Raw genomic sequence first — 23,050 nt, 5'->3', positions numbered from 1 at the left:
GGGGCGCGGCGGCCACGGCGCATGGAAACCGTAGGCTGGGCGAGGCCCAGGAACACAGCCACAGAGACACGGAGGCACAGAGGCAGCGGGCTGAAGGCCCCTCTGTGTCTCTGTGCCTCTGTGGCTGTGTTGGTATTCACTGGGGCGGAGGGAGTGTCACTTCAGTGGCTATTGGAAGGCTGGGAGATCTCGCGAACGGCTTCGTCGATGTGGCCGCCCTCACGTACCGCCAGGTCGCCGAGGGAGACGATGCCCACGAGGCGGCGGTCCTGGTCCACCACCGGCAGGCGGCGGACTTGCAGGTCGCCCATCAGGCGCTTGGCCTCCTCGGCGTCCTCGTCGGCGCGGCAGGTCCGCACGTCGGGGCTCATGATGTCGGACACGCAGGCCTGGTCGGGGTCGAGGCCGTCGGCCACGGCGCGCATGGCGATGTCGCGGTCGGTCAGCATGCCGAGCAGGCGCTCGCCGTCGCAGACGGGCAGGGCGCCGACATCCAGCTGCTGCATGCATTGCGCGGCGCGCCGCAGGCTTTCCTGGGGCTGGATGGTGCGCACATCGGTGGACATGATGTCGGCGATCCTGGACATGGGGTTCTCCCGGGCTGGGACGATCTTTGCGCGGGCAAGGCGGATGCCAGGCATGCCGGCTGCCTCATCCGGTGCGTGCGTTGCGCGCCCCGGGCACCCGGGGCCTGTGGCCGGGTGCGACGCTTGCCGCGCGGCGCCTGCGGCCCCAGCCCGGCGGCCATCGTTTCAGCACCGCAACGCGAGGAAGCCCGACATGGACGGCGAGGCCCAAGGACATCCCTCACCCGACGACCCGGGCATCAGCCAGGTCGAGAACCTGCTGCATGAACGAACCGCCACCCTGCAAGCCTTGCTGCACGGTGTGCGCGATTACGCCATCTACACCCTCACCCCCGAGGGCCGCATCAGCTCCTGGCACCTTGGCGCCGAGCTCATGATGGGCTACAGCGCCGAAGACGCCGTGGGCATGTCCTTCGCAGCCATCTTCACGCCCGAGGACTGCGCGCTCGGCCAGCCCGAGCAGGAGCTGGAGGTGGCCATCCGCCACGGCGAGTACAAGGGCGAAGGCCAGCGCGTGCGCCGCGACGGCAGCCGCTTCGACGTGGCCGTGGTGCTGACGGCGCTGCGCGGGCCGCGCGGCGAGCTGCTCGGCTTTCTCAAGCTCACGCAGGACATCACCGCCCGGCGCGCCGGCGAGCGGGCCCTGGCCGAGGCGCTGCGGGCCTCGCAGCTGGCCCGCGCCGAGGCCGAGCGGGCGAGCCATTCCAAGGGCGAGTTCCTGGCGACGCTGTCGCACGAACTGCGCACGCCGTTGTCGGCCATCCTCGGCTGGGCCCACGTGCTGGACCGGGGCGTCTTCGACGCCGCCACCCTCAAGCACGGCCTGGACGCCATCGCCCGCAACGCGCGGCAGCAGGTGCAGCTCATCGAGGACCTGCTGGACATGACGCGCATCGAGACCGGCCAGATGCGCCTGGACATGCAGCGCATCGAACTCGGCGCCGTCCTCGCGGTGGCCGTCGACTCCGCGCTGCCGACGGCCACCGCGCGCGGCCTCGTGCTGCGGCCCCGTTTCGGCGCCGATCCCGGCTGGGTGATGGGTGACGCGGCGCGGCTGCAGCAAGTGGTGGGCAATCTGCTGGACAACGCCATGAAGTTCACGCCGCGTGGCGGCCGTGTCGAGGTGTCGCTGACGCGCTCGGGCGATCGGCTGCTGGTGACGGTGGCCGACACCGGCCAGGGCATCGAGCCGGCCTTCCTGCCGCGGCTGTTCGACCGCTTCCAGCAGCAGGACGCCACCACCACGCGCCGCCATGGCGGCCTGGGCATCGGCCTGGCCATCGTGCGGCAACTGGTGCTGCGCCACGGGGGCTCCGTCGAGGCGCACAGCGCCGGGCCGGGGCGGGGCGCCACCTTCATCATCACCCTGCCGGCGCTGGCCGAGGAGTCCGTCCTGCCGACGGCCACAATGCCGGCCGGTGCCGCCGCGACCGCCGACTCCAGGCTGGACGAGGTCCATGTCCTGCTCGTCGACGACGAGGCCGACGTGCGCGACATCACCGCCCGCATCCTGACCGGTGCCGGCGCCAAGGTCAGCACCGCGGCGACGGCGGCGGAAGGCCTGCAGCGGCTGGTGCAGGACAGGCCCGACGTGCTGCTCAGCGACATCGGCATGCCCGGCGAGGACGGCTACGACCTTATCCGCCGCGTGCGTGCCCTGCCGCCCGAAGCGGGAGGCGGCACCCCGGCGGCGGCCTTCACCGCCTATGCCGGCCGCGAGGATGCCGAGCGGGCCCTCAGCACCGGCTACCAGCTCCACCTCGCCAAGCCGGTCGCTCCCGACGCTCTGGTCAGCGCGGTGGTCCAGCTCGCCGCCCCGCCCGCATGAGCGTGGCGGCGGCCGGCGTGCCTGCGGTGGTCAATGGAAGAACAGGTAGACCAGCAGCAGCACGATGCCCGGCACGCCGAGCAGCCAAGCGAGGAAATACTTACCCATGGTTGCGCTCCTGAAGTCGAGTGGTGAGGCAAGCATGCGCGGACGGCGCGGCGGTCGGCAGCGGACGGCGCCGGTGCCACCCGTAGGAACGCCGGCAGCGAGGCGCGGGCTGGCACACCGTAGGACTGCACCCACCGACAGACGGCGCGAGCACCGCTGCCGTTCGCTCAGAGTGGAGGTTAGTCTGAAGGCAACCGGTGACATCCCGTCACGGGCGATTGAAAAGGAGTTCAGCCATGAATACCGACCAGATCAAGGGCAGTGTGAAGGACGCGGCCGGCAAGGCGCAGCGCAAGCTGGGCGAAGCCATCGGCAGTACCGACCAGCAGGTCAAGGGTGCGGCCCACCAGGTCGAGGGCAAGGCCCAGAAGGCCGTGGGCGATGCCCGCGAAGTCGTCAAGGACGCCCGCGACAGCGCCCGCAAGCCCTGATTGCACAGCGCCGATGCCAGGAGGCCGCCGGGCCTCGTCCCATGGACGGGCCCGGCGGCTTTCCCGCGCCTGTCGGTAGGACGAGGCCGACAAGGCGGTGCGGCGGCCGATGACAGGGGCGCCCGCCGCGGGGCCGGACGATTCCCCCATTCCCACAAACACAGCCGAGGTTTCCATGGCCACCCTTTCCTCTTCCAGTGCCTCTTTCCGTGCCTCCTCCGCCGTCCGCCGCGCGGGCGTGGCGACCCTCGCGGCCAGCCTGGTGCTGGCTGCCGGCTGCTCGTCGATGAGCGAGCGTGAGCGCGGCACCGCCCAGGGCGCCGGCGTCGGCGCCGTGGCCGGCGCGGTGCTGGGCTCGGTCACCGGCGGCCATGCCGGGCGCGGCGCGGTCATCGGCGGCGCCCTTGGGGCGGTGGCCGGCAACCTGTGGTCCAAGCGCATGGAGGAAAAGCGCGAAGCGCTGGCGCGCGCCAGCCAGGGCACGGGCGTGGAGGTGCAGCGCACGGCCGACAACCGCCTCAAGCTCAACGTGCCGAGCGACGTCTCCTTCGACACCGGCCGCGCCGACATCAAGCCGCAGATGCGCCCGGTGCTCGACGAGATCGGCCGCAACCTCGACCCCAACGTGCGCGTGACCATCGTCGGCCACACCGACAGCACCGGCAGCGACGCCATCAACGACCCGCTGTCGCGCGAGCGCGCCGAGTCCGTGCGCGACTACCTCAGCTCGCGCGGCCTCGCGCCCTCCCGCGTCACGGTCGCAGGCCGCGGTTCGCACGAGCCGGTGGCCAGCAACGACACCGAGGCCGGCCGCGCGGCCAACCGGCGCGTGGAGATCTTCCTGTCGGAGGCGGCGCCTCAGGGTTGAAGGCCCAGGGCCTTCAGCGGCCCGGCCAGCGACTGCTTGCTCGCGTCGAGTTCGGCCCAGGGGTCGGCGCGGCGCGACGCCAGGTGGTCCAGCGCGTTGGCGATGCTCCATTCGGTCGCGCTGCCCACCTCGTCCAGCGCCTCCCAGGCGACCGGCATGGCCACGCCCAGGCCCGGCCTGGCGCGCAGCGAGTAGGCGGCGACGGCGGTGGCACCCTCGCCGTTGCGCAGGTAGTCCACGAAGATGCGGCCCACCCGGTGGGCCTCGCCGCTGCGCGCGACGAAGCGGTCAGGGTCCGCCGCGGCCAGCTGCTCGGCCACCGTCTGCGAGAAGCGCCGCACCACGTCCACCGCCCAGCGCGCCGCCAGCGGCACGACGACGTGCAGGCCGCGCCCGCCGCTGGTCTTGACCTAGCGGCCGAGCCGTTCGCGCACGAGGCGGGCCCCCTCGCAGACGGCACGCCAGTCCACGCCCTCGCCGGGGTCGAGGTCGAAGATCATGCGGTCGGGCTTGTCCAGCCGCGGCAGCCGCGCGTTCCAGGCGTGGAACTCGAGCGTGTTCATCTGCACGGCCCCGAGCAGGGCCTCGCGCGTGCGGGCCTCCAGCAGCGGCTCATGGCCGGGCCACAGGTGCGCGTCCAGCTCGCGCAGGCCCGGCAGCGGCGCCTTGCCGGCGTGCTTCAGGAAGAAGCGCTCGCCGCCGACGCCCTCGGGCGCGCGCAGCAGCGCGACCGGACGCTCGGGCGGAGTGCGCGCGCATTGGGTGGCCATGCCTCAGGCGCAATCCGCACATGCAAAGGCAAAAGAAAAAAGCCACCCGAAGGTGGCTTTGAATTCTGGTGCCGGCAAGAGGAGTCGAACCCCCGACCTTCGCATTACGAATGCGCTGCTCTACCAACTGAGCTATGCCGGCTTCGCGAAAGCCCGGCAGCGCCGGGTGCGAAGCCTTGAATCATAGCCGAATCGCGCAGGGCTGCCAAGACGCGGCACACTGCCCCGGTGTGCGTCGTTCGTGCGCGAGGAGGTGGCTCATGGGCTGTGGTTGGCGATGGGGGCTTGCGGCCCTTGCGGCAGGGCTGCTGGCGGCGGCGCGGCCGGCGGTGGCCGAAGGGGTGCGGCTGGAGGTGCCGACGCGCGAAGGCGTCGCCGTCTCGCTGTTCTGGGAGTCGTCGGCGCCGGCCGAGGGGGCGCAGCCGGGCGCGGGCGGCATGGCCGCCAAGGGCACGGTGCTGCTCTTCCCCGGCGCGGGTGGCGGCTTCGGGCGGGTGGTGGACGGCCAGGCGACGAGCCGGAACTTCCTGGTGCGCTCGGCCCGCGGCTTCATCGCCCGTGGCTATGACGTCGCCATCTTCGGCAAGCCCAGCGACAAGACCGAGCTGGGCTATGCCGACCGCGTGGCGCCGGCCCACCTGGAGGACATCCATGCCGTACTGGCCTTCGTCAAGGCGCGTTCGCCGGCGCCGGTGTGGCTGGTGGGCACGAGCCGGGGCACGGTTTCGGCCGCCGCGGCGGCCATCCGCGAAGGCAACGCGATCGCGGGGCTGGTGCTGACCTCCAGCATCGTCTCGCCCGACAAGCCGGGCAGCCTGCCGCGCCAGGACCTCGCCGCCATCCGGGTGCCGGTGCTGGTGCTGCACCATGCGCGCGACGAGTGCCGCGTCACCTCGCCGCGCGAGGTGGGGGAAATCCTGCGCGGGCTGACCGCGGCGCCGTTGAAGAAGCTGCTGCTCGTGGACGGCGGAGGACCGCCCCTCGGCGAGCCCTGCGAGGCCCTGCACTGGCACGGCTTCATCGGCATGGAAGCCGAGGCCGTACAGCTGATCACCGGCTGGATGGAGCGGCCGGTGCCCTGAGGGCGCCGGCACCGCCGAGGCTCAGGACGCCTCGCGGTGGTAGGCGGTGATGCGCTCGACCTCGTTCTTCGAGCCCAGGGCCACGGCCACGCGCTCGTGCAGCTTGCCGGGCTTGAGGTCCATGATGCGCTCGCTGCAGTTGGTGGCCGCGCCGCCGGCCTGTTCGACGATGAAGGCCATGGGGTTGGCCTCGTACATCAGGCGCAGCTTGCCGGGCTTGTCGGGCTCGCGCTGGTCCCAGGGGTAGAGGAAGACGCCGCCGCGGGTGAGGATGCGGTGCACGTCGGCCACCATGCTGGCCACCCAGCGCATGTTGAAGTCGCGGCCGCGCGGGCCGGTGGCGCCGGCCAGGCATTCGTCGATGTAGCGGCGCACCGGCGGGGCCCAGTGGCGCATGTTGGACATGTTGATCGCGAACTCGCGCGTGTCCTCGGGGATCCTGACCTGGTCCTGGGTCAGCACCCAGGAGCCGGTCTCGCGGTCCAGCGTGAAGATGGCCACGCCGTCGCCCACCGTCAGCACCAGCGTGCTCTGCGGGCCGTAGACGCAGTAGCCGGCCGCGGCCTGCTGCTTGCCGGGCTGCAGGAAGTCGTCCTCCGCCACGCCGCGCGAATGCCCCACCTTGCGCAGCACGCTGAAGATGGTGCCGATGCTGACGTTGACGTCGATGTTGCTGGAGCCGTCGAGCGGGTCGAACAGCAGCAGGTATTCGCCCTGGGGGTAGCGGTTGGGCACGACGTAGATGCCGTCCATCTCCTCGCTGGCCATGGCCGCGAGGTGGCCGCCCCATTCGTTGGCTTCGATCAGCACCTCGTTGGCGATGATGTCGAGCTTCTTCTGCACCTCGCCCTGCACGTTCTCGCTGCCGGCGGTGCCGAGCACGTCGCCCAGGGCGCCCTTGTTGACGGCGATGGCGATGCGCTTGCAGGCGCGCGCGACGATCTCGATCAGCAGCCGCAGCTCCTGCGGGATGTGGCCGTGCTCGCGCTGCTGCTCGATGAGGTATTGGGTCAGGCTGGTCTGGCGGCTCATGAGGCTTGGCTTTCTCCGGAGGCGAGGGCGCGCTCGACGATCTCGCGCACGTCGGTGGACAGGTCGGGCTTGGCGGCCACGCGCGCGACGGCCTCGCGGGCGGCGCTGCGGTAGGGCTCGGCCAGGACGCTCCAGCGGTCCATGGCGCGGGCGATGCGGCTGGCGATCTGCGGGTTGATGGCGTCCATGGCCAGCACCTGGTCGGCCCAGAACACGTAGCCCGCGGCGTCGGTCCGGTGGAAGGCCGCCGGGTTGAACATGCACAGGCTGGCGACCAGGCTGCGCGCGCGGTTGGGGTTCCTGAGCGTGAAGTCGGGGTGCTTGGTCAGCGCCTTGGCGCGGGCGAAGACGCGGCCGTCGACCTCGGGCGCGCGGGCCTGCAGGGCGAACCACTTGTCGATGACGAGGGCGTCGTCCTTGAAGAGGGCGTGGAAGCGCTCCAGCGCCGGCGCGGCCAGCTCGGCGCCGGCGTTGACCAGGGCCGCCAAGGCACCCAGGCGGTCGGTCATGTTGGACGCGTCCTTGAAGCGCTGGTAGGCCTTGCCGGGCCAGACGGCGTCGCCGCTCGACCGGGCGTCCAGCACGAGCATGGACAGGGCCAGGTTGGCCAGGGCCCGCTTGCCGGAGGAGGCCGGGTCGGGCGTGTAGCCGCCCTGGACCTGGTGGGCCTCGAAGGCGGCGATCCAGTCGTCGCGCAGGGCACTGGCCAGCTGCGCCTGGGCGGCCATCACGGCGGCATGGATGGCCTGCGGGTCGACCACGTCGAGCTGCTCGGCGATGTAGCTCTCGCCGGGCAGGGTCAGGGCCAGCTCCTTGAAGGCCGGGTCCAGCTCGGGGTGGTTGAGCACGCCGCGCATGGCCTCGATGAAGGCGGGGCTCAGCACCAGGGGCTGGCCGGCGCGCAGGGCATGCAGGATGCGGTTGAGGGCCAGGCGCTGGCCGGCCTCCCAGCGGTTGAAGGCGTCGCTGTCGTGGCGCATCAGCACCAGCAGCGCCGCGTCGGAGAGGCCGTCGTCCAGCACCACCGGGGCCGAGAAGTCGCGCAGCAGCGAGGGCACGGGTTCGCTGTCGATGTTCTCGAAGACGAAGGTCTGCTCGGCCTGGTCGAGCACCAGCACGGTCTCGGTGTCGCCGGCGGCATTCAGGGCCAGGGCCGCGCCGTGGCGGTCCAGCAGGCCCATGACGACGGGGATGACCTGGGGCTGTTTGTCGCCCTGGCCCGGCGTCGCGGGTGTGTGTTGGGCCAGGCGCAGCGTGTAGGTGCGAGCGGCGGCGTCGTGCTCGCCGCGGGCGGTCAGGCGCGGCGTGCCGGCCTGGGAGTACCAGCGCTTGAAGGTGTCCAGCCGCGTGGCCAGGGGCGAGCCGGGGTTGGCGTCGGCGATGGCGGCGGCGAAGTCGTCGCAGGTCACGGCCTGGCCGTCGTGGCGCTCGAAGTAGAGCTTCATGCCCGCCTCGAAGCCCTTGCGGCCCACCAGCGTCTGGTACATGCGCACGACCTCGGCGCCCTTTTCGTAGACCGTGGTCGTGTAGAAGTTGTTGATCTCGGCGTAGCTGTCCGGGCGCACGGGGTGGGCCATGGCGCCGCTGTCCTCGGGGAACTGCAGGGCGCGCAGCTGGCGCACGTCCTGGATGCGGCAGACGGCGCGGGCCGACGGGGTGCCGGCCATGTCCATGGAGAACTCCTGGTCGCGGAAGACGGTCAGGCCCTCCTTCAGCGACAGCTGGAACCAGTCGCGGCAGGTGACGCGGTTGCCGGTCCAGTTGTGGAAGTACTCGTGGGCGACGATGGACTCGATGCGGTGGAAGTCGGCGTCCGTCGCGGTGGCGGGGGAGGCGAGCAGGGCGCTGGTGTTGAAGATGTTCAGGCCCTTGTTCTCCATCGCGCCCATGTTGAAGTCGGACACGCCGACGACCATGAAGCGCTCCAGGTCCAGCGGCAGGCCGAAGCGGGCTTCGTCCCACACCATGGAGGCGATGAGGCTGTTCATCGCATGCTCGGTCTTCTCCAGGTCGCCGCGGCGCACGTAGACCTGCAGCAGATGGTCCTTGCCGGCGCGGGTGCGGACGCGCTGTTCACGCGCCACGAGGTCACCGGCGACGACGGCGAAGAGGTAGCTGGGCTTGGGGAAGGGGTCGCTCCAGACGGCGAAGTGGCGGCCGTTGTCGAGCCTGCCGCTGTCCGTCAGGTTGCCGTTGGACAGCAGGATGGGGTATCTGGACGCGTCGGCCCGCAGGGTCACCGTGTAGACGGCCATCACGTCCGGCCGGTCGAGGAAGTAGGTGATGCGGCGGAAGCCCTCGGCCTCGCACTGCGTGAAGAAGCTGCCGCCCGAGGTGTAGAGCCCGGACAGGGCCGTGTTCTTCTCGGGGCAGCAGGTGTTGCGGATCTCGAGCGCGAAGTCGGCATCCGGCGCGCCCTCGATGACCAGCTCATGCCCCTCCTGGCGGAAGGAGACGCTGCTGCCGTCGATGAGCACGCGCAGCAGGTTCAGCTCCTCGCCGTGCAGACGCAGCGGGCCGTGCGGCACGGCGCGGTTGCGCTCGACCTGCATCTTGCTCGTGACCAGGGTCTTGGCCGGGTCGAGGTCGAAAGTCAGGTCGACCTTGCGGATCCAGTAGGCGGGTTGCTGGTAGTCCAGCCGATGGATCAGGGGGGAGGTGCCTTCACGCATGAGGGGCTTCCTTGTGGGATGGTTCGATCAGTGCGTGCTGCGGTTGCCCGACAGCAGCCAGATGCCGGCCAGGCAGAGCCCGAGGCCGGCGATTTGCTTGAGGCTCACGGCCTCCTTGAAGACGACGAGCCCGATGGCCAGCAGGGCGGCGGTGACGACCGAGGCCGACAGCACGAAGGCGCTCGACAGGCTGCCGCCGGCGCGGTAGGCCAGCAGGAAGCCGAGCTCGATCAGCACGATGGCCACGGCCACGCCCCAGACCGCGCCACCCAGGCCGCCCGCGGCCTGCGCCAGCGGCGCCTGCAGCGGGAAGAGCAGGAAGAGCGGCAGGCTCAGCACCGCAGCGCCGAGGTAGAAGGCGATCAGGGCCAGCACCGGGTGGGCGCCCGGCGCGACCTGCTTCTGCATGAAGTGGTAGAGCACCTGGCCCGTGATGGCGACCGCCATGGCCAGGGCAAAGCCGGGCTTCAAGGCCCGACCTCCGACGACGCCACCGCTGGCTGGCCCCGGACGGCCGACCGAGCGGCTGCCGTGGAACCGGCTTTGCCGGGCCACTGGCAGCGCCCCCTCGAGGGGGCCGGCGAAGCCGGTAGGGGGTGGGCCATCACACGCCTTGCTTCAGGCTCTCGTGGATGAAGGCGTCGAGGTCGCCGTCCAGCACCTTCTGCGTGGCCGAGGTCTCGTAGTTGGTGCGCAGGTCCTTGATGCGGCTCTGGTCGAGCACATAACTGCGGATCTGGTGGCCCCAGCCGACGTCGGTCTTGGTGTCTTCCAGCTTCTGCTGCTCTTCCATGCGCTTGCGCATCTCGTGGTCGTACAGGCGCGAGCGCAGGCGGCGCCAGGCGACGTCGCGGTTGCTGTGCTGGCTGCGGCTGTCCTGGCACTGCACGACGATGCCGGTCGGGATGTGCGTCAGGCGCACGGCCGAGTCGGTCTTGTTGATGTGCTGGCCGCCCGCGCCGCTGGCGCGGAAGGTGTCGGTGCGCACGTCCGCCGGGTTGATGTCGATCTCGATGGAGTCGTCGATCTCCGGGTAGACGAAGAGCGAGGCGAAGGAGGTGTGCCGGCCGCCGGAGGAGTCGAAGGGCGACTTGCGCACCAGGCGGTGCACGCCGGTCTCGGTGCGCAGCAGGCCGAAGGCGTACTCGCCCTCGACCTTGATGGTGGCGCTCTTGATGCCGGCCACGTCGCCGGGCGTCTCGTCTTCCAGCGTCGTCTTGAAGCCCTTGCGCTCGCAGTACTTCAGGTACTGCCGCAGCAGCATGCCGGCCCAGTCGCAGGCCTCGGTGCCGCCGGCGCCGGCCTGGATGTCGATGAAGCAGTTGCTCGGGTCGGCCGGGTTGTTGAACATGCGGCGGAACTCGAGTTCCTCGATCTTGCCGCGCAGCTTGCCGGCGTCTTCCTCGATGGCCAGCATGCCGGCCTCGTCGCCTTCCTCGCGGCTCATGTCGAAGAGCTCGCGGTTGTCGGCCAGCGAGGTGGTCAGGTGCTGGATGGTGTCGACGATGGCTTCGAGCTGGCGCTTTTCCTTGCCCAGTTCCTGGGCCCGCTTGGGGTCGTTCCAGACGTTGGGGTTCTCGAGCGAGGCGTTGACTTCGTTCAGGCGCAGGGCCTTGCGGTCGAAGTCAAAGATACCCCCTTAGCGCGTCGGTGCGCGCTGAGAGGTCGGCCAGGGTGTTGCCGATTTGGTTGATGTGTTCGATGTCCATGACGGGCCAGCGTGTTCTTGGCAAAACGCGGATTTTCACATGGGCCAGAATGCCGGCGTGACGACACCCTCCTCGCGCGACGACTACTGGCGCCGCACCCGGCGCCTCACCGCCTGGCTGCTGCTGGCCTGGGCCGTCGTCGCCTTCGCGCCGGTGTTCTTCGCCCGCGAGCTCAGCATCGAGATCTTCGGCTGGCCGCTGGGCTTCTGGCTGGCGTCGCAGGGGGCGCTGCTGGGCTTTTGCGCCATCGTCATCGTCTACGCCTGGCGCATGCGCCGGCTGGACGAGGCGGCCAGCCCGCCCGAAGTCACTCCGCCAGGAATGCGCTGATCTGCGCGGCCAGCGCCTCGGGCTGGTCGTGGTGCAGCATGTGGCCGGCGTCCTGCAGCACGGCGCGCTTCAGGTCGGGCACCAGCGCCAGCCGGGCTTCGAAGTCCTCGCGGGGGTAGCGGCCGCCCCAGAAGCGGCTGAGCTGGTCGTCGCTGCCCTCCACCCACAGCGTCGGCGCGGCAATGCGCTGCCAGCAGGCCAGCACCTCGGCCTTGCGGTAGAGCATGGGGTTGGCCAGCTTGTGGGCGGGGTCGGCGTTGAGCACGAAGCCCGCGGGCGTTTCGCGCGCCCAGTGGCCGGCCAGCCAGGCGGCCTTGTCGGCCGGCAGGCGGGGGTTGTTCTTGATCAGCCGCTCGGCCACCTCGGCGCGCGTGGCGTAGGGCCGCAGCGTGGGCGGGTCCTTCAGCTCGTCCAGCCACTTGGCCAGGCGCTCGGGCGCGGCGGCGGGCGCCACGTCGGGCATGCCGAAGCCTTCGAGATTGATCAAGCGCCGCACCCGCTGCGGGCGAACGCCGGCATAGCTCATCGCCACGTTGCCGCCCATGCTGTGGCCCAGCAGGTCCACCGGCGCGCCGGGGCTGATGGCATCGAGCAGGGCGTCGAGGTCGCCGAGGTAGTCGGGGAACCAGTAGCAGTCGGCGCCCGTCGTGGCGCTCAGGCCGAAGCCGCGCCAGTCCAGGGCGACGATCTCGCGGTCGTCGGGCAGGGCGTCGACGACGAACTGGAAGGAGGCGCCGACGTCCATCCAGCCGTGCACCATCACCAGGGGCGGGCGACCGGGCAAGGGCTGACCCCAGCGCAGGAGGTGGTGGCGCAGGCCGCGCAGGCTCAGGAATTCGCCGGCGTGCAGGCGGCGGGGGGTGTAGACATCGGGCATATCCGCACTGTAGGACACGCCAGTCCGCGGACAATGCCGTCACCATGCCTGCACCCCATGACATCCGCGCCGCCGAGCCGCGCGACCTGAACGCCATCGTCCAGCTGATCGGCGAACTTGCCGAGTTCGAGAACCTGACCCACCTCCTGGAGGTGACGCCCGACAAGCTGGCGCCCCACCTCTTCGGCGAGCGGCCCGTGGCCGAGTGCATGGTGGGCGAGGTGGGCGGCGAGGTGGTGGCCTTCGCCCTGTACTACACCAACTTCTCGACCTTCCTCTCCAAGCCCGGCCTCTACCTGGAGGACCTCTACGTGCGCCCCGCCCACCGCCGCAGCGGCCTGGGCCGCGCGCTGATCATCCAGCTCGCCCAGCTGGCCTGCGAGCGCGGCTACGGCCGCTTCGACTGGACCGTGCTGGACTGGAACGAGGACGCCATCCGCTTCTACGAGAAGCTGGGCGCGGACGTCATGCCCGACTGGCGCATCTGCCGCCTCACGGGCGACGCCCTCGAGCGCTATGCCGACGGCGACCGGCCCAGCATGTGGTCGCCGTCGAGCTGGCTGTCCATCTGAGCGCAGGCCGGCCGGGCGCCGCGTCCCGACCATGCGGCTGCTGCACGCCCAGTTCTACGGCAGCTTCGAGGCCCGCAGCGACGTCGCCGGCTTCAGCCTCGCCCGCCTGAATGCGCGCGCGGCCGATCATGACGTGGAGCCGCACGAGCATCCGGACGGCCACTTCATCGTCGTGCTCGCGGGCCGCTACCGCAGCAGCGCGCGCGGCGCCGAGCGCCTGCTCGGCCCGGGCGACGTGCTGTGGAATCCCCCCGGCACGCGGCATCGCGACAGCTTCGTCGAGCCGGGCGGCCGTTTTGCCGCGCTGAGCCTGGGCGCGAGCCAGGCGGCGGGGCTCGGGCTGCTGGACGGCGGCGCGCGCCGGCTGCGGGACGCGGCCCAGCGCTTCGCCCAGGCGCTGGCCGGCAAGGCCGGCGCCCTGGACCTCGGCGGCCTGCTGCAGGTCGAGGCGGGTTGCCACGAGCTCTGCGCGCTGAGCGCCACCGTGCCGCGGGCGGACGCCGCCGCCATCGGCGACCGGCGCGAGCCGGCCTGGCTGCGGCGCTGCATGGAGCAGTTGGTGGACGACTGCGAACGGCCGCTGCGCCTGGCCGACCTGGCGGCGTCGGCAGGGGTGCATCCCGTCTCGCTGTCGCGGGCTTTCCGCCGCCGCTACGGGCTCTCGCCTGGCCAACTGCAGCGCCGGGCGCTGCTCAACCGTGCGGCCTGCCGGCTGCGCGAAGGCCAGCCCATCGCCGACGTGGCCGCCCAGCTCGGCTTCGCGGACCAGAGCCACTTCACCCGGCTCTTCCGCGCCGAATACCGCTGCACTCCGGCGGCCTGGCTGGGCGGGTTCAAAACCTTCTAGACCGGCGCATCGCCAACCGCGAGCATGCGGGGCATGACCCGCCCGCGCCTCCTCCTCGCCGTCCGCCTCCTCGCCCCGCTGCTGCTGGCCGCCTCGGCCGCCGGTGCCGAGGCCGCCGACCCCGATGCCGCCGCCCTGCAGGCCCTGCCTGGCGCGACCAGCGTGCTGCTGCAGCGCGGCGGCCGTGTGCAGGTCGAGGCCTACGCGCGCGGTGCCGACGCGGCCACCCTGCACGACACGCGCTCGGCGGGCAAATCGGTCACCGCCATGCTGGTGGCCGCCGCGGTGCAGGACGGCATGCTGCGCCGCGACACGCCGGTGTTCGCCGCCTTCGACGACCTGGCGCCGCTCGCCCATGACGGCCCGGCCAAGCGCGGCATCACGGTGGAGGACTTGCTGACGATGTCGTCGGCCCTCGACTGCGACGACAACCAGGACGCCAGCCCCGGCAACGAGGAGAACATGTACCCGCTGGCGCACTGGCTGCGCTGGGCCGCGGACCTGCCGACTCGCGCCGTCGCCCGCGACGCCGAGGGCCTGGGGCCCTGGGCCTATTGCACCGCCGGCGTGGTGCTGCTCGGGCAACTGCTGGAGCGCCGGGTGCCGGGTGGCCTGGAGGCCTACGCGAGGCGGCGGCTGTTCGAGCCGCTGGGCATCACCGCCGTGCAGTGGCATCACTCGCCCAGCGGCGAGACCATGGCCGGCGGCGGCCTGCGCCTGCGCACCCGCGACTGGGCGGCGCTGATGCAGCTGCTGCTTCAGCACGGCCGCTGGCAGGGCCGGGAGCTGCTGGCGCCGGCCCAGGTGGACGCCCTGTTGAGCGTGCGTCGCCAGACCCCCTTCGGCCTGGACTATGGCGAACTCTTCTGGCGCCGCGACTACAGCCTGAGCTGCGGCCGTTTCAGCGGCTGGATGATGTCGGGCAATGGCGGCAACCACGTCCTCATGCTGCCGGCGCTGGACGCGGTCGCCGTGGTCACCCGCACCCACTACAACCAGCGCGGCATGCATCAGCAGAGCTGGGAGTTCACGGCCGCGCTGCTCGACCGCCATCTCTGCGGCGCCGTGCCCGGCGGGGGCGGCAACCCGGGCTAGCCCTGAGGCCGGCCCCGGCCGCGCTGGCTAGCATTCGCCCCCTTGTCCCAACCGGGGTGGCCCCATGGTGGAAGACCGATACGAGCCGCTGCACGCCGCCTTCCGCTGGCAGGTGCCCGAAGACTTCAACATCGCCGAGGCCTGCTGCGGACGCTGGGCGCGCGACACGCCCAAGGCCACGGCCATCCACTTCGACAGCGAGAGCGGCTGCCGCGCGCAATACAGCTATGCCCAACTGCAGCGCGCCGCCAACCGCCTGTCCAATGCGCTGCTGAACCAGGGCGTGCGCCGCGGCCACCGCGTGGCCATCGTGCTGCCGCAGCGCTTCGAGACGGCCGTCGCCCACATCGCCATCCAGCAGATCGGCGCCGTGGCCATGCCGCTGTCCATGCTCTTCGGCGCCGAGGCGCTGGAGTACCGGCTGCAGGACAGCGGCGCGGTGCTGGCCATCGCCGCCTGCGAGGCCCTGCCGGCCCTGCGCGAGGTCAAGGCCCGCTGCCCGGCGCTGCGGCGCATCCTCGTCGTGGGCGACTGCCCCGTGGAGAGCGACGAACTGCCCTGGATGCAAGCCCTGCAGGCGGAGGAAGCCCGCTTCAAGCCCGTGGCCACCCGCGCGGGCGACCCGGCCATCCTCATCTACACCAGCGGCACCACCGGCAACCCCAAGGGCGCCCTCATCCCGCAGCGCGCGCTCATCGGCAACCTGAGCGGCTTCGTCGCCAGCCAGAACTGGTTCGGCTTCGACCCCTTCGACCCGGCCCGGCCGAGCGACGCCGTCTTCTGGAGCCCGGCCGACTGGGCGTGGACCGGCGGCTTGATGGACGCCCTGCTGCCCACGCTCTACTTCGGCCGGCCCATCGTGGCCTGGCAGGGGCGCTTCTCGGCGGCCAAGGCCTTCGAGCTGATGGCGGCCTACGGCGTCACCCACGCCTTCCTCTTTCCCACGGCGCTCAAGGCCATGATGAAGGCTGAGCCCCGGCCCAGGCGCCACGGGCTCAAGCTGCGCGCTCTGATGAGCGCGGGCGAGGCGGTCGGCGACGCCGTCTTCGCCTGGTGCCGCGACGCCCTCGGGGTGCCGGTGAACGAGATGTTCGGCCAGACGGAGATGAACTACGTCGTTGGCAACTGCCAGGCCCTGTGGCCGGCCAAGCCGGGCAGCATGGGCCGCGCCTATCCGGGCCACCGCGTGGCCGTCATTGACGACGAAGGCCGCGAGTGCGCGCCCGGCGAAGTCGGCGAGGTGGCCCTGCACGCACGGGACCGCCATGGCGACCCCGACCCGGTCTTCTTCCTCGGCTACTGGAACAACGAGGCCGCCACGCGCGCCAAGTTCACCGGCGAGCCGGGCGACAGCTGGTGCCGCACGGGCGACCTCGCCCGCCGCGATGCCGACGGCACGCTTTGGTACGAGGGCAGGGCGGACGACGTCTTCAAGAGCGCCGGCTACCGCATCGGCCCGGGCGAGATCGAGAACTGCCTGGTCAAGCACCCGGCGGTGGCCAACGTCGCCGTGGTGCCCAAGCCCGACCCCGAGCGCGGCGCCCTGGTCAAGGCCTACGTCGTGCTGGCCGAGGGCCAGCGCGGCGACGCGGCCTTGGTGGAGGCGCTGCAGGCCCACGTGAAGGCGCGGCTGGCGCCCTACGAGTATCCCAAGGAGATCGAGTTCATCGACGCCCTGCCAATGACGACGACCGGCAAGGTGCAGCGCAGGGTGCTGAGGCTGCGGGAGCAGGCGAGGGCGGTTTAGCGACGGGTGGACGCAGAGCGGCTATCGGGCTGGCGGGGAGTTCACGCTGGCGGCTGGGCTGGGTGCTTTGCAGCGTTTGCCGCCTTTGAATTCGCGAACTCGACTCCCGCAAGCCGTCGTTCAACGGTATGCGTCCCGCGAAGTCAGATTGACGCCGGACGGTACAAGGCGCCAGGCGCCCACCATTCCTCAAGTGCGGTCTGGGCTGCTTGCGAGTGCGGCGATGTTTCGCAGAACGCGATGAGGTCAAGAACCTTGATGACCACCTGCTGCTGATCGGCGCTCAGCGATGAGAGCTGGCCGCGATCTGGTGGCCGTAGGTTCTGGATGAGGGCGTCGGTCACATCACTGCCAAGGGCGTGATGCTTAGCGGCATGTGCGAGCAAATGGGGCAGGTAGTGACGCCAAGAGGCGCTGTCCAGGTGAGGGAGGCCCCAACGGAACTCGCGCAAGTAGTCATCGGTGATTGCATCCGCTTGCGCCGAGTAGGAGGGCTGGTCGGTGTAGTCGTCAACCGCATCGCCTGCGCGCAGGCTCATCGGTGGCGTGGACATCGCCTCGGCTTTGAACGCGGCGAACGTCGAAGCGATGAGTTCTTCCAGTTGGTCCATCAGATGTCTTGCGCTGCCTACCCAGCCTCAATTGTGTTGGGTTTCCACCGATGAGGAAGTAGGCCGTCGAGGTCCTTGTTCTTCTGAGTCGGTAGCCGCGTCAGCACATCGTGCAGGTAAGCGTAGGGGTCATGCCCGTTCAACTTCGCGGTTTGGATGAGGCTCATGATGGCCGCAGCGCGCTGTCCAGCGAGGAGCGTCCCAGCGAAGAGCCAGTTCTTCCGGCCTGTGGCCCAGGGCCTGATCTGCTGCTCGTCGAAATTGTTGTCGATGGGCAAGGCGGGGTCGCCGAGGTAACGCGTGAGCGCGGCCCAGCGATTGAGGCTGTAGTCCATGGCCTTGGCGGTCGCCGAGCCATCCGGCACCTTCGGCCGGAACTCCAGCAACCACTCGTGCAGCGCCTGCGCGACCGGCGCCGCGCGAGTTCGTCGTTCTCGCAAGCGATCCTCGGCTGGCAGGTCCTTCACTTCCCGCTCTATGCCGTAGAGCTGCCCGATGAACTCGATGGCGGTGGCCGCCAGCGTGCTCTTGTTGGCCAAGTGCAGCTCCACGAACTTGCGGCGCGCGTGGGCCATGCAGCCCACCTCGGTGATGCCGCCGTCGAGGAACAGCGCCTTGTAGCCCGAGTAGTCGTCGCACACGAGGCTGCCCTTCCAGGCGCACTCCGTGCCATGACCAAGGAAGGTCCGTGGATGCTGGCCGGAGCGGCTCTCGGTGAAGTCGTAGACAACCGCGCGCATCGTCTCGAAGGCGCCGCTGGCGTAGGCCCAGAGATAGGCGCGATGGGTCTTGCCGGTGCCGGGCGCCAGCATGGCCACCGGCGTCTCGTCGGCGTGCAGCACCGGCAGGCGCAGCAGGTCGGCCTTCATTGCGTCTACCAGCGGCTGCAGCCGTACACCGCACACGCCCACCCAGGCCGCCAGTGTCGAGCGCGGGATGGCCAGGCCGGCGCGCTCGAAGATCGCTTCTTGGCGATAGAGCGGCAGGTGGTCCGAGTGCTTGGCGACCAGCACATGAGCGAGCAGGCCCGAGGTGGGCAAGCCCTTGTCGATGATCTCTGCCGGCACCGGTGCCTGGGTCAACGTGCGGCACTTCGCGCAAGCCCACTTGCCGCGCACATGGCGCTCTACCGTGAAGCTGCCTGGCGTGTAGTCCAGCTTCTCGCTGACGTCCTCGCCGATCCGTGTCATCTGGCAGCCGCAGGGACACGTCGTGTCGCTCGGTTCGTGATGCCGCTCCACGCGCGGCAAATGTGCGGGTAACGCGGCACGCTTCGGCCGCTCGGGCGTGGGCTCGGTGTCCTTGCGCTTGGCGGCCATCAGCTCGGCCAGCTGTGCCTCCAAGGCAGCGAGGTCGGCATCCACGGCCTCGTCGAACAGGGTCCTCTGCTCAGCGTCGAGCTGCTCGCTCTTCTTGCCGAACTTCACGCGGCGCAGCTGCGCCATCTCGAAGGTTAGCTTCTCGATCTTGGCGTCGCGCCACTCGATCTCGGTTTGGTCGTGCGACTGCCGCTGCAGGAGTGCAAGCACCTTGGCGCCAATGTGCCCGAGCCCCGCCGCCTCCAGCGAGGCGATGTCTTCGGCACTGAGGGGCGCGGCGACTGCCATGACGGCAGTGTGGTGCGAGCGCGGGCCGCGCGCATCGGCGCGAGCACCGATTGCGTCATAGCAACCGGATCGCGCCGTCGTCTTCCACGCGCTGCCATGGCAGCCCGAGCACCAGGGCGTGCAGCTGCGGCTGCGTCAGCGACATCTGCTCCAGCGAGACATCGCGAGGCCACACGAAGCGGCCCTGGTGCAGGCGCCTCGCCGCCAGCCACACACCGATGCCGTCATGCACGAGAACCTTCATGCGCGTGGCGCGCCGGTTGGCAAAGAGGTAGGCATGGTGCGGCTTCGCGCCGCCGAACACCTGGACCACGCGGGCCAGGGCGGTCTCGGTTCCGGCGCGCATGTCCAGTGGCGTCGTGGCGAGCCACACGGCGTCTATGCGGATCAACGCAGCAGCTCGCGCATCCAGGCCGCGCACGCATCGGCAGCGCTTGCTGGCCAGGTCACCGCGATGACGGTCGAGCCGCGGCGGACCTCAATGCGGATGGGCTCTGCGCTCGGCGCAGGCGGCTCGGCCGGCGTCGGCATCGGCAGCGCGATGAAGCCAACGGGATTAGCGCTGACAGTCTCCGTGTCGGCAGGCGGCTGCACCCGTTCATGGACCCAACGCCGCAGCAGGTTGGCGTTGATGCCGTGAGCCATTGCCACAGCTGCCATTGATACGCCTGGCTGCTGCGAGGCCTGCACGGCCTGCGCCTTGAACTCGGCGCTGTGAACTCGCCGCCGGCGGCCTGGCGCTGCTTGGTCCATAGTGCGTACGTACCCATCAAGTCGTTGATGGATACGAGCATCCTAGGCACGGCTCAGCGGATCAACATGACTTGCCAGGACGCTTACGTTCAACGTTCAGCACGCGCATACCCGACCGCCGGCGGCTTCAGGCGGCAGGAACGCTATGGACCTCGGATCAATGCGTTCAGCTCCCGTTCTTAGACGTAGCGAACTGTGATGTCTCCGATCACATCCGCCTCCGTGAGATGGGGCATCCTTGGCTCCACCGGCGAATACAGGACCTTGGACAGGTCATCGCCAAGATGCCGCCAGAATCAACGCTTCGACGTAGCGCCGCCGACATCATTCGGCTGTTGCATCCGAGGGGTAAGCCGAATGAACAGCTGCGACTGGGCACCCTTCAGGTGACTGAAGCTGATGGTGGCTTTGCGTTAGATGCGTTGGCTTTCTTACTTCGAGACTTGGGCTGGGCACGCTGAATATGGGCGCCGTGGTACTGGTTCTGGCCGGTAGTCTTGCGAAGCTCGCGCAGCTCTGGCCCGGTAATCCGGCCGCCAAGGGGCGGGTGCTGTGGTCGAACAAGAAGCAGGGGCGTCGTCAGCAACTGGTCAATGGTCGATTCTGCTAAGAGTCGGCGGACTGCGCATGCCGGGAGCAGCCCTTGGTGAACTTCCGCTTCCAGCCTATTGCAGCCGCAGCTTCACAAAATGCGGCCAGCGCTCCGTGCGCCGTACCCCTTCGAACGGCAAACCACCTCAAGGCGCCCTGTTCCTCAACTTCAACAGGCTCAACCCCAGCAGCACGAAAAGGCCGCCCGAGACGCGGTTGAACAGGCGTAGGTGGCGCGGCGCCGTCAGCACGCGGCGCAGGCTGCGGAAGAGGCCCACGTAGCAGGCGTGCGAGACCAGGGCCAGGGCGGTGAAGGTGGCGGTGAGCAGCAGCGTCTGCGTCAGCAGGCCGGGGCCCGGCGTCAGGAACTGCGGGAACAGCGCCGTGAAGAACAGGATGGCCTTGGGGTTGGTCACCGCCACGCCTAGGCCTTGCAGGAAGAGCTTGCCCGGCGTGTGCGGCTGGCCAGGGCGCACGGTGGCGTCCAGCCTCATCGGGGCACTGCGCCACTGCCGGATGCCGAGGTAGACGAGATAGCCGGCGCCGACCAGCTTCACCGCCAGGAAGGCCGACGCCGAGACCGCCAGCAGGGCGCCCATGCCGGCGGTTGCCGCGCCCGAGACGATGAAGAGGCCGACGCCGTTGCCCAGCGAGCTGAAGACCGTGTGGCGGGGACCGACGGCCACCGAGTTGGAGATGGCCAGCAGCACCCCGGGGCCCGGCGAGAAGGTGGCGAGCAGGGCGACGCTGCAGAAGAGCAGCCAGGTCGACAAGGGCATGGTGGGGCGCGTCGGATGAAGGGGCGGCGTGGAGTCTAAGCAATCCGTCGCCTGGCATGCGGCTTGCCCCGGTGAGCCATCCTCACCGTGGAGACCGCCATGCCGCCTGCCCATTTCGCCGCCCTGTCCCTGCCGCTGGCCGGCCTCGTGCTGCTGGCGGCCTGCCGCAAGGAGGTGCCCACGCCGACCGTGCCGCCGGCCGAGCCCACGCCGAGCGTTACGCCAAGCAGCGACCTGCGCGGCGCCTCCGACCATCCCCAGGCGCCGCCCGCCATCGGCGCGGTCACGCCCAACCAGGACGGCGGCGCCACCCATGGCGGCAGCGTGCCGCCGACCGCCGGAGACGGTCGCGCCGCCTCGGCGGCGTCCGCGGCGTCGGGCGGCGCGCCCTGACCGGGCGGAGCGAGCTGCCGTTCACTTGCACTCGTAGGGCTTGCCGACCATGGCCATGGTCCGCGGCGCGACGCTGCCGTTGAAGGCGTCCGTGTCGGCGATGCGCGATCGGAAGACCTCGATGCAGGTATTGCCGCGGCGCAGCACCGTGCGGCGGTCGCCCTGGGCGCCGACCGCCTGGGAGTGGTATTCGCCGGTGCTTTCCTCCACCCAGGCGCCGGCACCGCCGGTGGCGTCGGCGATGCGGTCTTCGAGCGTGGGCCGCGGCGTGTTGGCGCGCGGGTCGCTGAGCGCCGGGTTGCGCGCGGCGGCGGCCGAGGCGGCATAGCCGGGCGGCAGGGTCAGGCGCAGGCTCATGCGCGGCGGTTCGGCCGCAGGGGTGGCGGGTGCTGGCAGAGGTGGCGGCGGCGAGGCCGCGGTGGGCGGCTCGGTCGTGAACGGCAGCGGAGGGAGGGGCGACGGGGCCGGCAGCTCGGTGCGCGGCAGGGTGGCCGGCGCGGCGGGTGTGGGCCGAGGCGCCGGCCGCGGTGGGGCGATGAGGCGCACGGTGGTGATGCGCCGCGACGTCGGTTCGTCGAGCGGCGGTGGCCGGTGCTGCCACAGGGCCGCCAGCAGCGCCAGATGCAGGGCCGCGACGAGGGCGCGCGCGATCCAGCGGTGGTCCATGGCCTGGAGCCTAGAGCTTGACGCCGAGCTTGGTGTCCGGCGGCGCCACGAGGCGGGCCGCATCGGGCCAGCTCTCCTGGCCGGTCAGCAGCGTGCAGGGGCGGCCCTTCTCGCCCTTCTTCGCCTCGGGGTCGCGCTCGCCGACGGCCTCGGGCAGGGGCAGGCCGAGCAGCTGGCCGTTCTCGCGCCATTCGAGTTCCCAGGTGGGCGTGGCGCTGCAGACCCGCACCGCCTGGATGCGCGGGAAGAGCCAGCGCAGATACCAGGGCAGCAGCTCCTCGCGCAGCGTGCGGGCGACGCGGATGATCTGCCGCACCTTGGCCATGTCGAGCTGCTCGGGCTTGACGGTCAGCTCCAGCGTGCCGTTCACCGCGAGCTGGCCCTTGGGCACGTTGGTGGCGAGGTCGGCGGTCTTGCCCTCGGCCTCGGGCAGCACGGGCAGGTCGAAGCGGCCTTGCGCGTCGATGGCGATGGGGTGGTCGGCCTCGTCGCTGCGCACGGCCATTCGCACGCTGGCGACGGGCACCTTGGTCTTCTCGGCGTCCACCTTGAAGTCCATGCGGAACAGGCCTTCGCCGTGGCGCCCCAGCCGGGTCAGCAGGCTGTTGATCTGGCCATAGGCCAGCATGCTGCCGTCGCGCTTGAGCTCGGTCTTCACCGGGGGCAGGACTTCGGTCTGGGCGTGGGCGGCCAGCGTGGCGCACAGCGCCAGGGAACAGGTCAGGCGTCGCATGGAGGGGTGGTCAGGGGTCTTGGGGAGGTTCGGGGCCGGGCTCCCAGGCGAGCAGTTCGCCGGGCTGGCATTGCAGGACTTCGCAGATGCGGGCGAGGGTGTCGAAGCGCACGCCGCGCACCTTGCCGCTCTTGAGCAGCGACAGGTTGGCCTCGGTGATGCCCACGCGCTCGGCCAGCTCGCGCGAGCGCATCTTGCGGCGCGCGAGCATGACGTCCAGGGTCACGACGATGGGCATGTCAGCGACACCCTCTCTCGCATCTAGTGGACGTATTCGGGCCGAGCGCCGGGCCGCTCCCAAGCCGGCCCGTCATGGCGATGTGCTTGCGGCTCAATGCCGCAAGCATCGCCGTCCCCGCGGG

25 protein-coding genes, 1 tRNA gene and 1 pseudogene are annotated in these 23,050 nt (G+C 70.6%); 11 read left to right on the top strand and 16 right to left on the bottom strand.

Annotation, left to right across the window (positions count from 1 at the left end; genetic code table 11):
- Positions 1 to 161: 161 nt before the first annotated feature.
- Complete coding sequence (locus LXT12_RS03310) at positions 162 to 587, bottom strand: CBS domain-containing protein (RefSeq protein WP_233389412.1); 426 nt, start codon at positions 585 to 587, stop codon at positions 162 to 164.
- Positions 588 to 780: 193 nt separating this feature from the next.
- Between LXT12_RS03310 and LXT12_RS03305 the strand changes: the two genes are divergently transcribed.
- The 3 genes from LXT12_RS03305 to LXT12_RS03295 all read left to right on the top strand — a co-directional run bounded on the left by LXT12_RS03305 (position 781) and on the right by LXT12_RS03295 (position 3,822).
- Positions 781 to 2,415: a hybrid sensor histidine kinase/response regulator gene (locus LXT12_RS03305; RefSeq protein ID WP_233389410.1), complete on the top strand. Its 1,635-nt coding sequence runs from the start codon at positions 781 to 783 to the stop codon at positions 2,413 to 2,415.
- A 344-nt stretch (positions 2,416 to 2,759) separates the two neighbouring features.
- The gene (locus tag LXT12_RS03300) at positions 2,760 to 2,954 is read left to right on the top strand and encodes a CsbD family protein (protein WP_233389409.1); all 195 of its coding nucleotides are present in this window, start codon (positions 2,760 to 2,762) and stop codon (positions 2,952 to 2,954) included.
- Positions 2,955 to 3,129: 175 nt separating this feature from the next.
- A complete protein-coding gene (locus LXT12_RS03295; protein ID WP_233389407.1) occupies positions 3,130 to 3,822 on the top strand; it encodes a YiaD family glycine zipper/OmpA-like lipoprotein in 693 nt (230 codons plus the stop codon).
- On the opposite strand, the pseudogene ligD reads toward LXT12_RS03295, so the two are convergent.
- Positions 3,813 to 4,592: pseudogene (gene ligD / locus LXT12_RS27020) on the bottom strand (non-homologous end-joining DNA ligase LigD). The gene LXT12_RS03295 and the pseudogene ligD sit on opposite strands and share 10 nt — an antisense overlap.
- Before the next feature lie 66 nt (positions 4,593 to 4,658).
- Positions 4,659 to 4,734: transfer RNA gene (locus LXT12_RS03280), tRNA-Thr, on the bottom strand.
- A 118-nt stretch (positions 4,735 to 4,852) separates the two neighbouring features.
- On the opposite strand from LXT12_RS03280, the gene LXT12_RS03275 reads away from it, so the two are divergent.
- Positions 4,853 to 5,674, top strand: coding sequence for an alpha/beta hydrolase (locus LXT12_RS03275; protein WP_233389401.1), 822 nt, complete (start codon positions 4,853 to 4,855; stop codon positions 5,672 to 5,674).
- Between the two features lie 21 nt (positions 5,675 to 5,695).
- Here LXT12_RS03275 and LXT12_RS03270 read toward each other — a convergent pair whose 3' ends face one another.
- The 4 genes from LXT12_RS03270 to prfB all read right to left on the bottom strand — a co-directional run bounded on the left by LXT12_RS03270 (position 5,696) and on the right by prfB (position 11,087).
- Complete coding sequence (locus LXT12_RS03270; protein WP_233389399.1) at positions 5,696 to 6,706, bottom strand: class 1 fructose-bisphosphatase; 1,011 nt, start codon at positions 6,704 to 6,706, stop codon at positions 5,696 to 5,698.
- Positions 6,703 to 9,378: an aminopeptidase N gene (pepN, locus tag LXT12_RS03265; RefSeq protein ID WP_233389397.1), complete on the bottom strand. Its 2,676-nt coding sequence runs from the start codon at positions 9,376 to 9,378 to the stop codon at positions 6,703 to 6,705. The genes LXT12_RS03270 and pepN overlap by 4 nt, the downstream gene beginning before the upstream one ends.
- A 27-nt stretch (positions 9,379 to 9,405) precedes the next feature.
- The gene (locus tag LXT12_RS03260; protein WP_233389395.1) at positions 9,406 to 9,849 is read right to left on the bottom strand and encodes a hypothetical protein; all 444 of its coding nucleotides are present in this window, start codon (positions 9,847 to 9,849) and stop codon (positions 9,406 to 9,408) included.
- A 133-nt stretch (positions 9,850 to 9,982) separates the two neighbouring features.
- A protein-coding gene (prfB, locus tag LXT12_RS03255) for a peptide chain release factor 2 (RefSeq protein ID WP_233389393.1) occupies positions 9,983 to 11,087 on the bottom strand; the annotation gives its coding sequence in 2 pieces (ribosomal slippage) (positions 9,983 to 11,005 and positions 11,007 to 11,087; 1,104 coding nt in all).
- 57 nt (positions 11,088 to 11,144) lie between these two features.
- Between prfB and LXT12_RS03250 the strand changes: the two genes are divergently transcribed.
- Positions 11,145 to 11,417 carry a DUF4212 domain-containing protein gene (locus tag LXT12_RS03250; RefSeq protein ID WP_349255005.1) on the top strand — a complete coding sequence of 91 codons (273 nt, stop codon included), beginning with the start codon at positions 11,145 to 11,147 and terminating at the stop codon, positions 11,415 to 11,417.
- On the opposite strand, the gene LXT12_RS03245 is transcribed toward LXT12_RS03250, so the two are convergent.
- Positions 11,395 to 12,294 (bottom strand): alpha/beta fold hydrolase, encoded by a 900-nt coding sequence (locus LXT12_RS03245; RefSeq protein ID WP_233389389.1) that lies wholly within the window; start codon positions 12,292 to 12,294, stop codon positions 11,395 to 11,397. The two genes, LXT12_RS03250 and LXT12_RS03245, sit on opposite strands and share 23 nt — an antisense overlap.
- 44 nt (positions 12,295 to 12,338) lie before the next feature.
- Here LXT12_RS03245 and LXT12_RS03240 point away from each other — a divergent pair, with 44 nt between their 5' ends.
- The 4 genes from LXT12_RS03240 to LXT12_RS03225 all read left to right on the top strand — a co-directional run bounded on the left by LXT12_RS03240 (position 12,339) and on the right by LXT12_RS03225 (position 16,555).
- A complete protein-coding gene (locus tag LXT12_RS03240) occupies positions 12,339 to 12,866 on the top strand; it encodes a GNAT family N-acetyltransferase (RefSeq protein WP_233389387.1) in 528 nt (175 codons plus the stop codon).
- 31 nt (positions 12,867 to 12,897) lie between these two features.
- Positions 12,898 to 13,713 (top strand): helix-turn-helix transcriptional regulator, encoded by an 816-nt coding sequence (locus LXT12_RS03235; protein WP_233389385.1) that lies wholly within the window; start codon positions 12,898 to 12,900, stop codon positions 13,711 to 13,713.
- 33 nt (positions 13,714 to 13,746) lie between these two features.
- Positions 13,747 to 14,808, top strand: coding sequence for a serine hydrolase domain-containing protein (locus LXT12_RS03230; protein WP_233389383.1), 1,062 nt, complete (start codon positions 13,747 to 13,749; stop codon positions 14,806 to 14,808).
- A 64-nt stretch (positions 14,809 to 14,872) separates the two neighbouring features.
- Positions 14,873 to 16,555, top strand: a complete 1,683-nt coding sequence (locus LXT12_RS03225; RefSeq protein ID WP_233389381.1) for an acetate--CoA ligase — start codon at positions 14,873 to 14,875, stop codon at positions 16,553 to 16,555.
- A gap of 143 nt (positions 16,556 to 16,698) precedes the next feature.
- On the opposite strand, the gene LXT12_RS03220 is transcribed toward LXT12_RS03225, so the two are convergent.
- The 4 genes from LXT12_RS03220 to tnpA are packed head-to-tail and all read right to left on the bottom strand — an operon-like array spanning position 16,699 to position 19,526.
- Entirely contained in the window at positions 16,699 to 17,166 is a 468-nt protein-coding gene (locus tag LXT12_RS03220; RefSeq protein ID WP_233389380.1) for a DUF6714 family protein, read from the bottom strand.
- 17 nt (positions 17,167 to 17,183) lie between these two features.
- Positions 17,184 to 18,773, bottom strand: coding sequence for an IS66 family transposase (gene tnpC / locus LXT12_RS03215; protein WP_233389378.1), 1,590 nt, complete (start codon positions 18,771 to 18,773; stop codon positions 17,184 to 17,186).
- A gap of 55 nt (positions 18,774 to 18,828) precedes the next feature.
- On the bottom strand, positions 18,829 to 19,164 hold the full coding sequence (gene tnpB, locus LXT12_RS03210; protein ID WP_233389376.1) for an IS66 family insertion sequence element accessory protein TnpB: 336 nt from the start codon (positions 19,162 to 19,164) through the stop codon (positions 18,829 to 18,831).
- Positions 19,161 to 19,526, bottom strand: coding sequence for an IS66-like element accessory protein TnpA (gene tnpA, locus LXT12_RS03205; protein ID WP_255763423.1), 366 nt, complete (start codon positions 19,524 to 19,526; stop codon positions 19,161 to 19,163). Before tnpA ends, tnpB begins: the two co-directional genes overlap by 4 nt.
- Before the next feature lie 463 nt (positions 19,527 to 19,989).
- Between tnpA and LXT12_RS03200 the strand changes: the two genes are divergently transcribed.
- A complete protein-coding gene (locus LXT12_RS03200) occupies positions 19,990 to 20,136 on the top strand; it encodes a hypothetical protein (protein ID WP_233389374.1) in 147 nt (48 codons plus the stop codon).
- A 127-nt stretch (positions 20,137 to 20,263) separates the two neighbouring features.
- Here the strand turns inward: LXT12_RS03200 and LXT12_RS03195 are convergent, their stop codons facing one another.
- Positions 20,264 to 20,896, bottom strand: a complete 633-nt coding sequence (locus LXT12_RS03195; RefSeq protein WP_233389372.1) for a LysE family translocator — start codon at positions 20,894 to 20,896, stop codon at positions 20,264 to 20,266.
- Between the two features lie 99 nt (positions 20,897 to 20,995).
- On the opposite strand from LXT12_RS03195, the gene LXT12_RS03190 reads away from it, so the two are divergent.
- Entirely contained in the window at positions 20,996 to 21,289 is a 294-nt protein-coding gene (locus tag LXT12_RS03190; RefSeq protein ID WP_233389370.1) for a hypothetical protein, read from the top strand.
- Positions 21,290 to 21,310: 21 nt separating this feature from the next.
- Here LXT12_RS03190 and LXT12_RS03185 read toward each other — a convergent pair whose 3' ends face one another.
- Genes LXT12_RS03185 through LXT12_RS03175 form a run of 3 tightly spaced genes read right to left on the bottom strand, consistent with a single transcriptional unit; the run spans position 21,311 to position 22,926 of the window.
- The gene (locus tag LXT12_RS03185; RefSeq protein ID WP_233389367.1) at positions 21,311 to 21,955 is read right to left on the bottom strand and encodes a hypothetical protein; all 645 of its coding nucleotides are present in this window, start codon (positions 21,953 to 21,955) and stop codon (positions 21,311 to 21,313) included.
- Between the two features lie 10 nt (positions 21,956 to 21,965).
- Positions 21,966 to 22,688 (bottom strand): hypothetical protein, encoded by a 723-nt coding sequence (locus LXT12_RS03180; protein WP_233389365.1) that lies wholly within the window; start codon positions 22,686 to 22,688, stop codon positions 21,966 to 21,968.
- A 10-nt stretch (positions 22,689 to 22,698) separates the two neighbouring features.
- On the bottom strand, positions 22,699 to 22,926 hold the full coding sequence (locus LXT12_RS03175; RefSeq protein WP_233389363.1) for a helix-turn-helix domain-containing protein: 228 nt from the start codon (positions 22,924 to 22,926) through the stop codon (positions 22,699 to 22,701).
- Positions 22,927 to 23,050: the final 124 nt, after the last annotated feature.

It is taken from the genome of Pelomonas caseinilytica (genome assembly GCF_021353235.1).
GTDB classification, from domain to species: domain Bacteria; phylum Pseudomonadota; class Gammaproteobacteria; order Burkholderiales; family Burkholderiaceae_C; genus Pelomonas; species Pelomonas caseinilytica.
This window is presented reverse-complemented; position numbering and strand designations above follow the sequence as displayed.

Excerpts from the sequence above, each read along its gene's own strand:
- LXT12_RS03310 (WP_233389412.1), bottom strand. The coding sequence starts at position 587 with ATGTCCAGGATCGCCGACATCATGTCCACCGATGTGCGCACCATCCAG.
- LXT12_RS03305 (WP_233389410.1), top strand. The coding sequence starts at position 781 with ATGGACGGCGAGGCCCAAGGACATCCCTCACCCGACGACCCGGGCATC.
- LXT12_RS03300 (WP_233389409.1), top strand. The coding sequence starts at position 2,760 with ATGAATACCGACCAGATCAAGGGCAGTGTGAAGGACGCGGCCGGCAAG.
- LXT12_RS03295 (WP_233389407.1), top strand. The coding sequence starts at position 3,130 with ATGGCCACCCTTTCCTCTTCCAGTGCCTCTTTCCGTGCCTCCTCCGCC.
- LXT12_RS03275 (WP_233389401.1), top strand. The coding sequence starts at position 4,853 with ATGGGCTGTGGTTGGCGATGGGGGCTTGCGGCCCTTGCGGCAGGGCTG.
- LXT12_RS03270 (WP_233389399.1), bottom strand. The coding sequence starts at position 6,706 with ATGAGCCGCCAGACCAGCCTGACCCAATACCTCATCGAGCAGCAGCGC.
- pepN (WP_233389397.1), bottom strand. The coding sequence starts at position 9,378 with ATGCGTGAAGGCACCTCCCCCCTGATCCATCGGCTGGACTACCAGCAA.
- LXT12_RS03245 (WP_233389389.1), bottom strand. The coding sequence starts at position 12,294 with ATGCCCGATGTCTACACCCCCCGCCGCCTGCACGCCGGCGAATTCCTG.
- LXT12_RS03240 (WP_233389387.1), top strand. The coding sequence starts at position 12,339 with ATGCCTGCACCCCATGACATCCGCGCCGCCGAGCCGCGCGACCTGAAC.
- LXT12_RS03235 (WP_233389385.1), top strand. The coding sequence starts at position 12,898 with ATGCGGCTGCTGCACGCCCAGTTCTACGGCAGCTTCGAGGCCCGCAGC.
- LXT12_RS03230 (WP_233389383.1), top strand. The coding sequence starts at position 13,747 with ATGACCCGCCCGCGCCTCCTCCTCGCCGTCCGCCTCCTCGCCCCGCTG.
- LXT12_RS03225 (WP_233389381.1), top strand. The coding sequence starts at position 14,873 with ATGGTGGAAGACCGATACGAGCCGCTGCACGCCGCCTTCCGCTGGCAG.
- LXT12_RS03220 (WP_233389380.1), bottom strand. The coding sequence starts at position 17,166 with ATGGACCAACTGGAAGAACTCATCGCTTCGACGTTCGCCGCGTTCAAA.
- tnpC (WP_233389378.1), bottom strand. The coding sequence starts at position 18,773 with ATGGCAGTCGCCGCGCCCCTCAGTGCCGAAGACATCGCCTCGCTGGAG.
- tnpA (WP_255763423.1), bottom strand. The coding sequence starts at position 19,526 with ATGGACCAAGCAGCGCCAGGCCGCCGGCGGCGAGTTCACAGCGCCGAG.
- LXT12_RS03200 (WP_233389374.1), top strand. The coding sequence starts at position 19,990 with ATGGGCGCCGTGGTACTGGTTCTGGCCGGTAGTCTTGCGAAGCTCGCG.
- LXT12_RS03195 (WP_233389372.1), bottom strand. The coding sequence starts at position 20,896 with ATGCCCTTGTCGACCTGGCTGCTCTTCTGCAGCGTCGCCCTGCTCGCC.
- LXT12_RS03190 (WP_233389370.1), top strand. The coding sequence starts at position 20,996 with ATGCCGCCTGCCCATTTCGCCGCCCTGTCCCTGCCGCTGGCCGGCCTC.
- LXT12_RS03185 (WP_233389367.1), bottom strand. The coding sequence starts at position 21,955 with ATGGACCACCGCTGGATCGCGCGCGCCCTCGTCGCGGCCCTGCATCTG.
- LXT12_RS03180 (WP_233389365.1), bottom strand. The coding sequence starts at position 22,688 with ATGCGACGCCTGACCTGTTCCCTGGCGCTGTGCGCCACGCTGGCCGCC.
- LXT12_RS03175 (WP_233389363.1), bottom strand. The coding sequence starts at position 22,926 with ATGCCCATCGTCGTGACCCTGGACGTCATGCTCGCGCGCCGCAAGATG.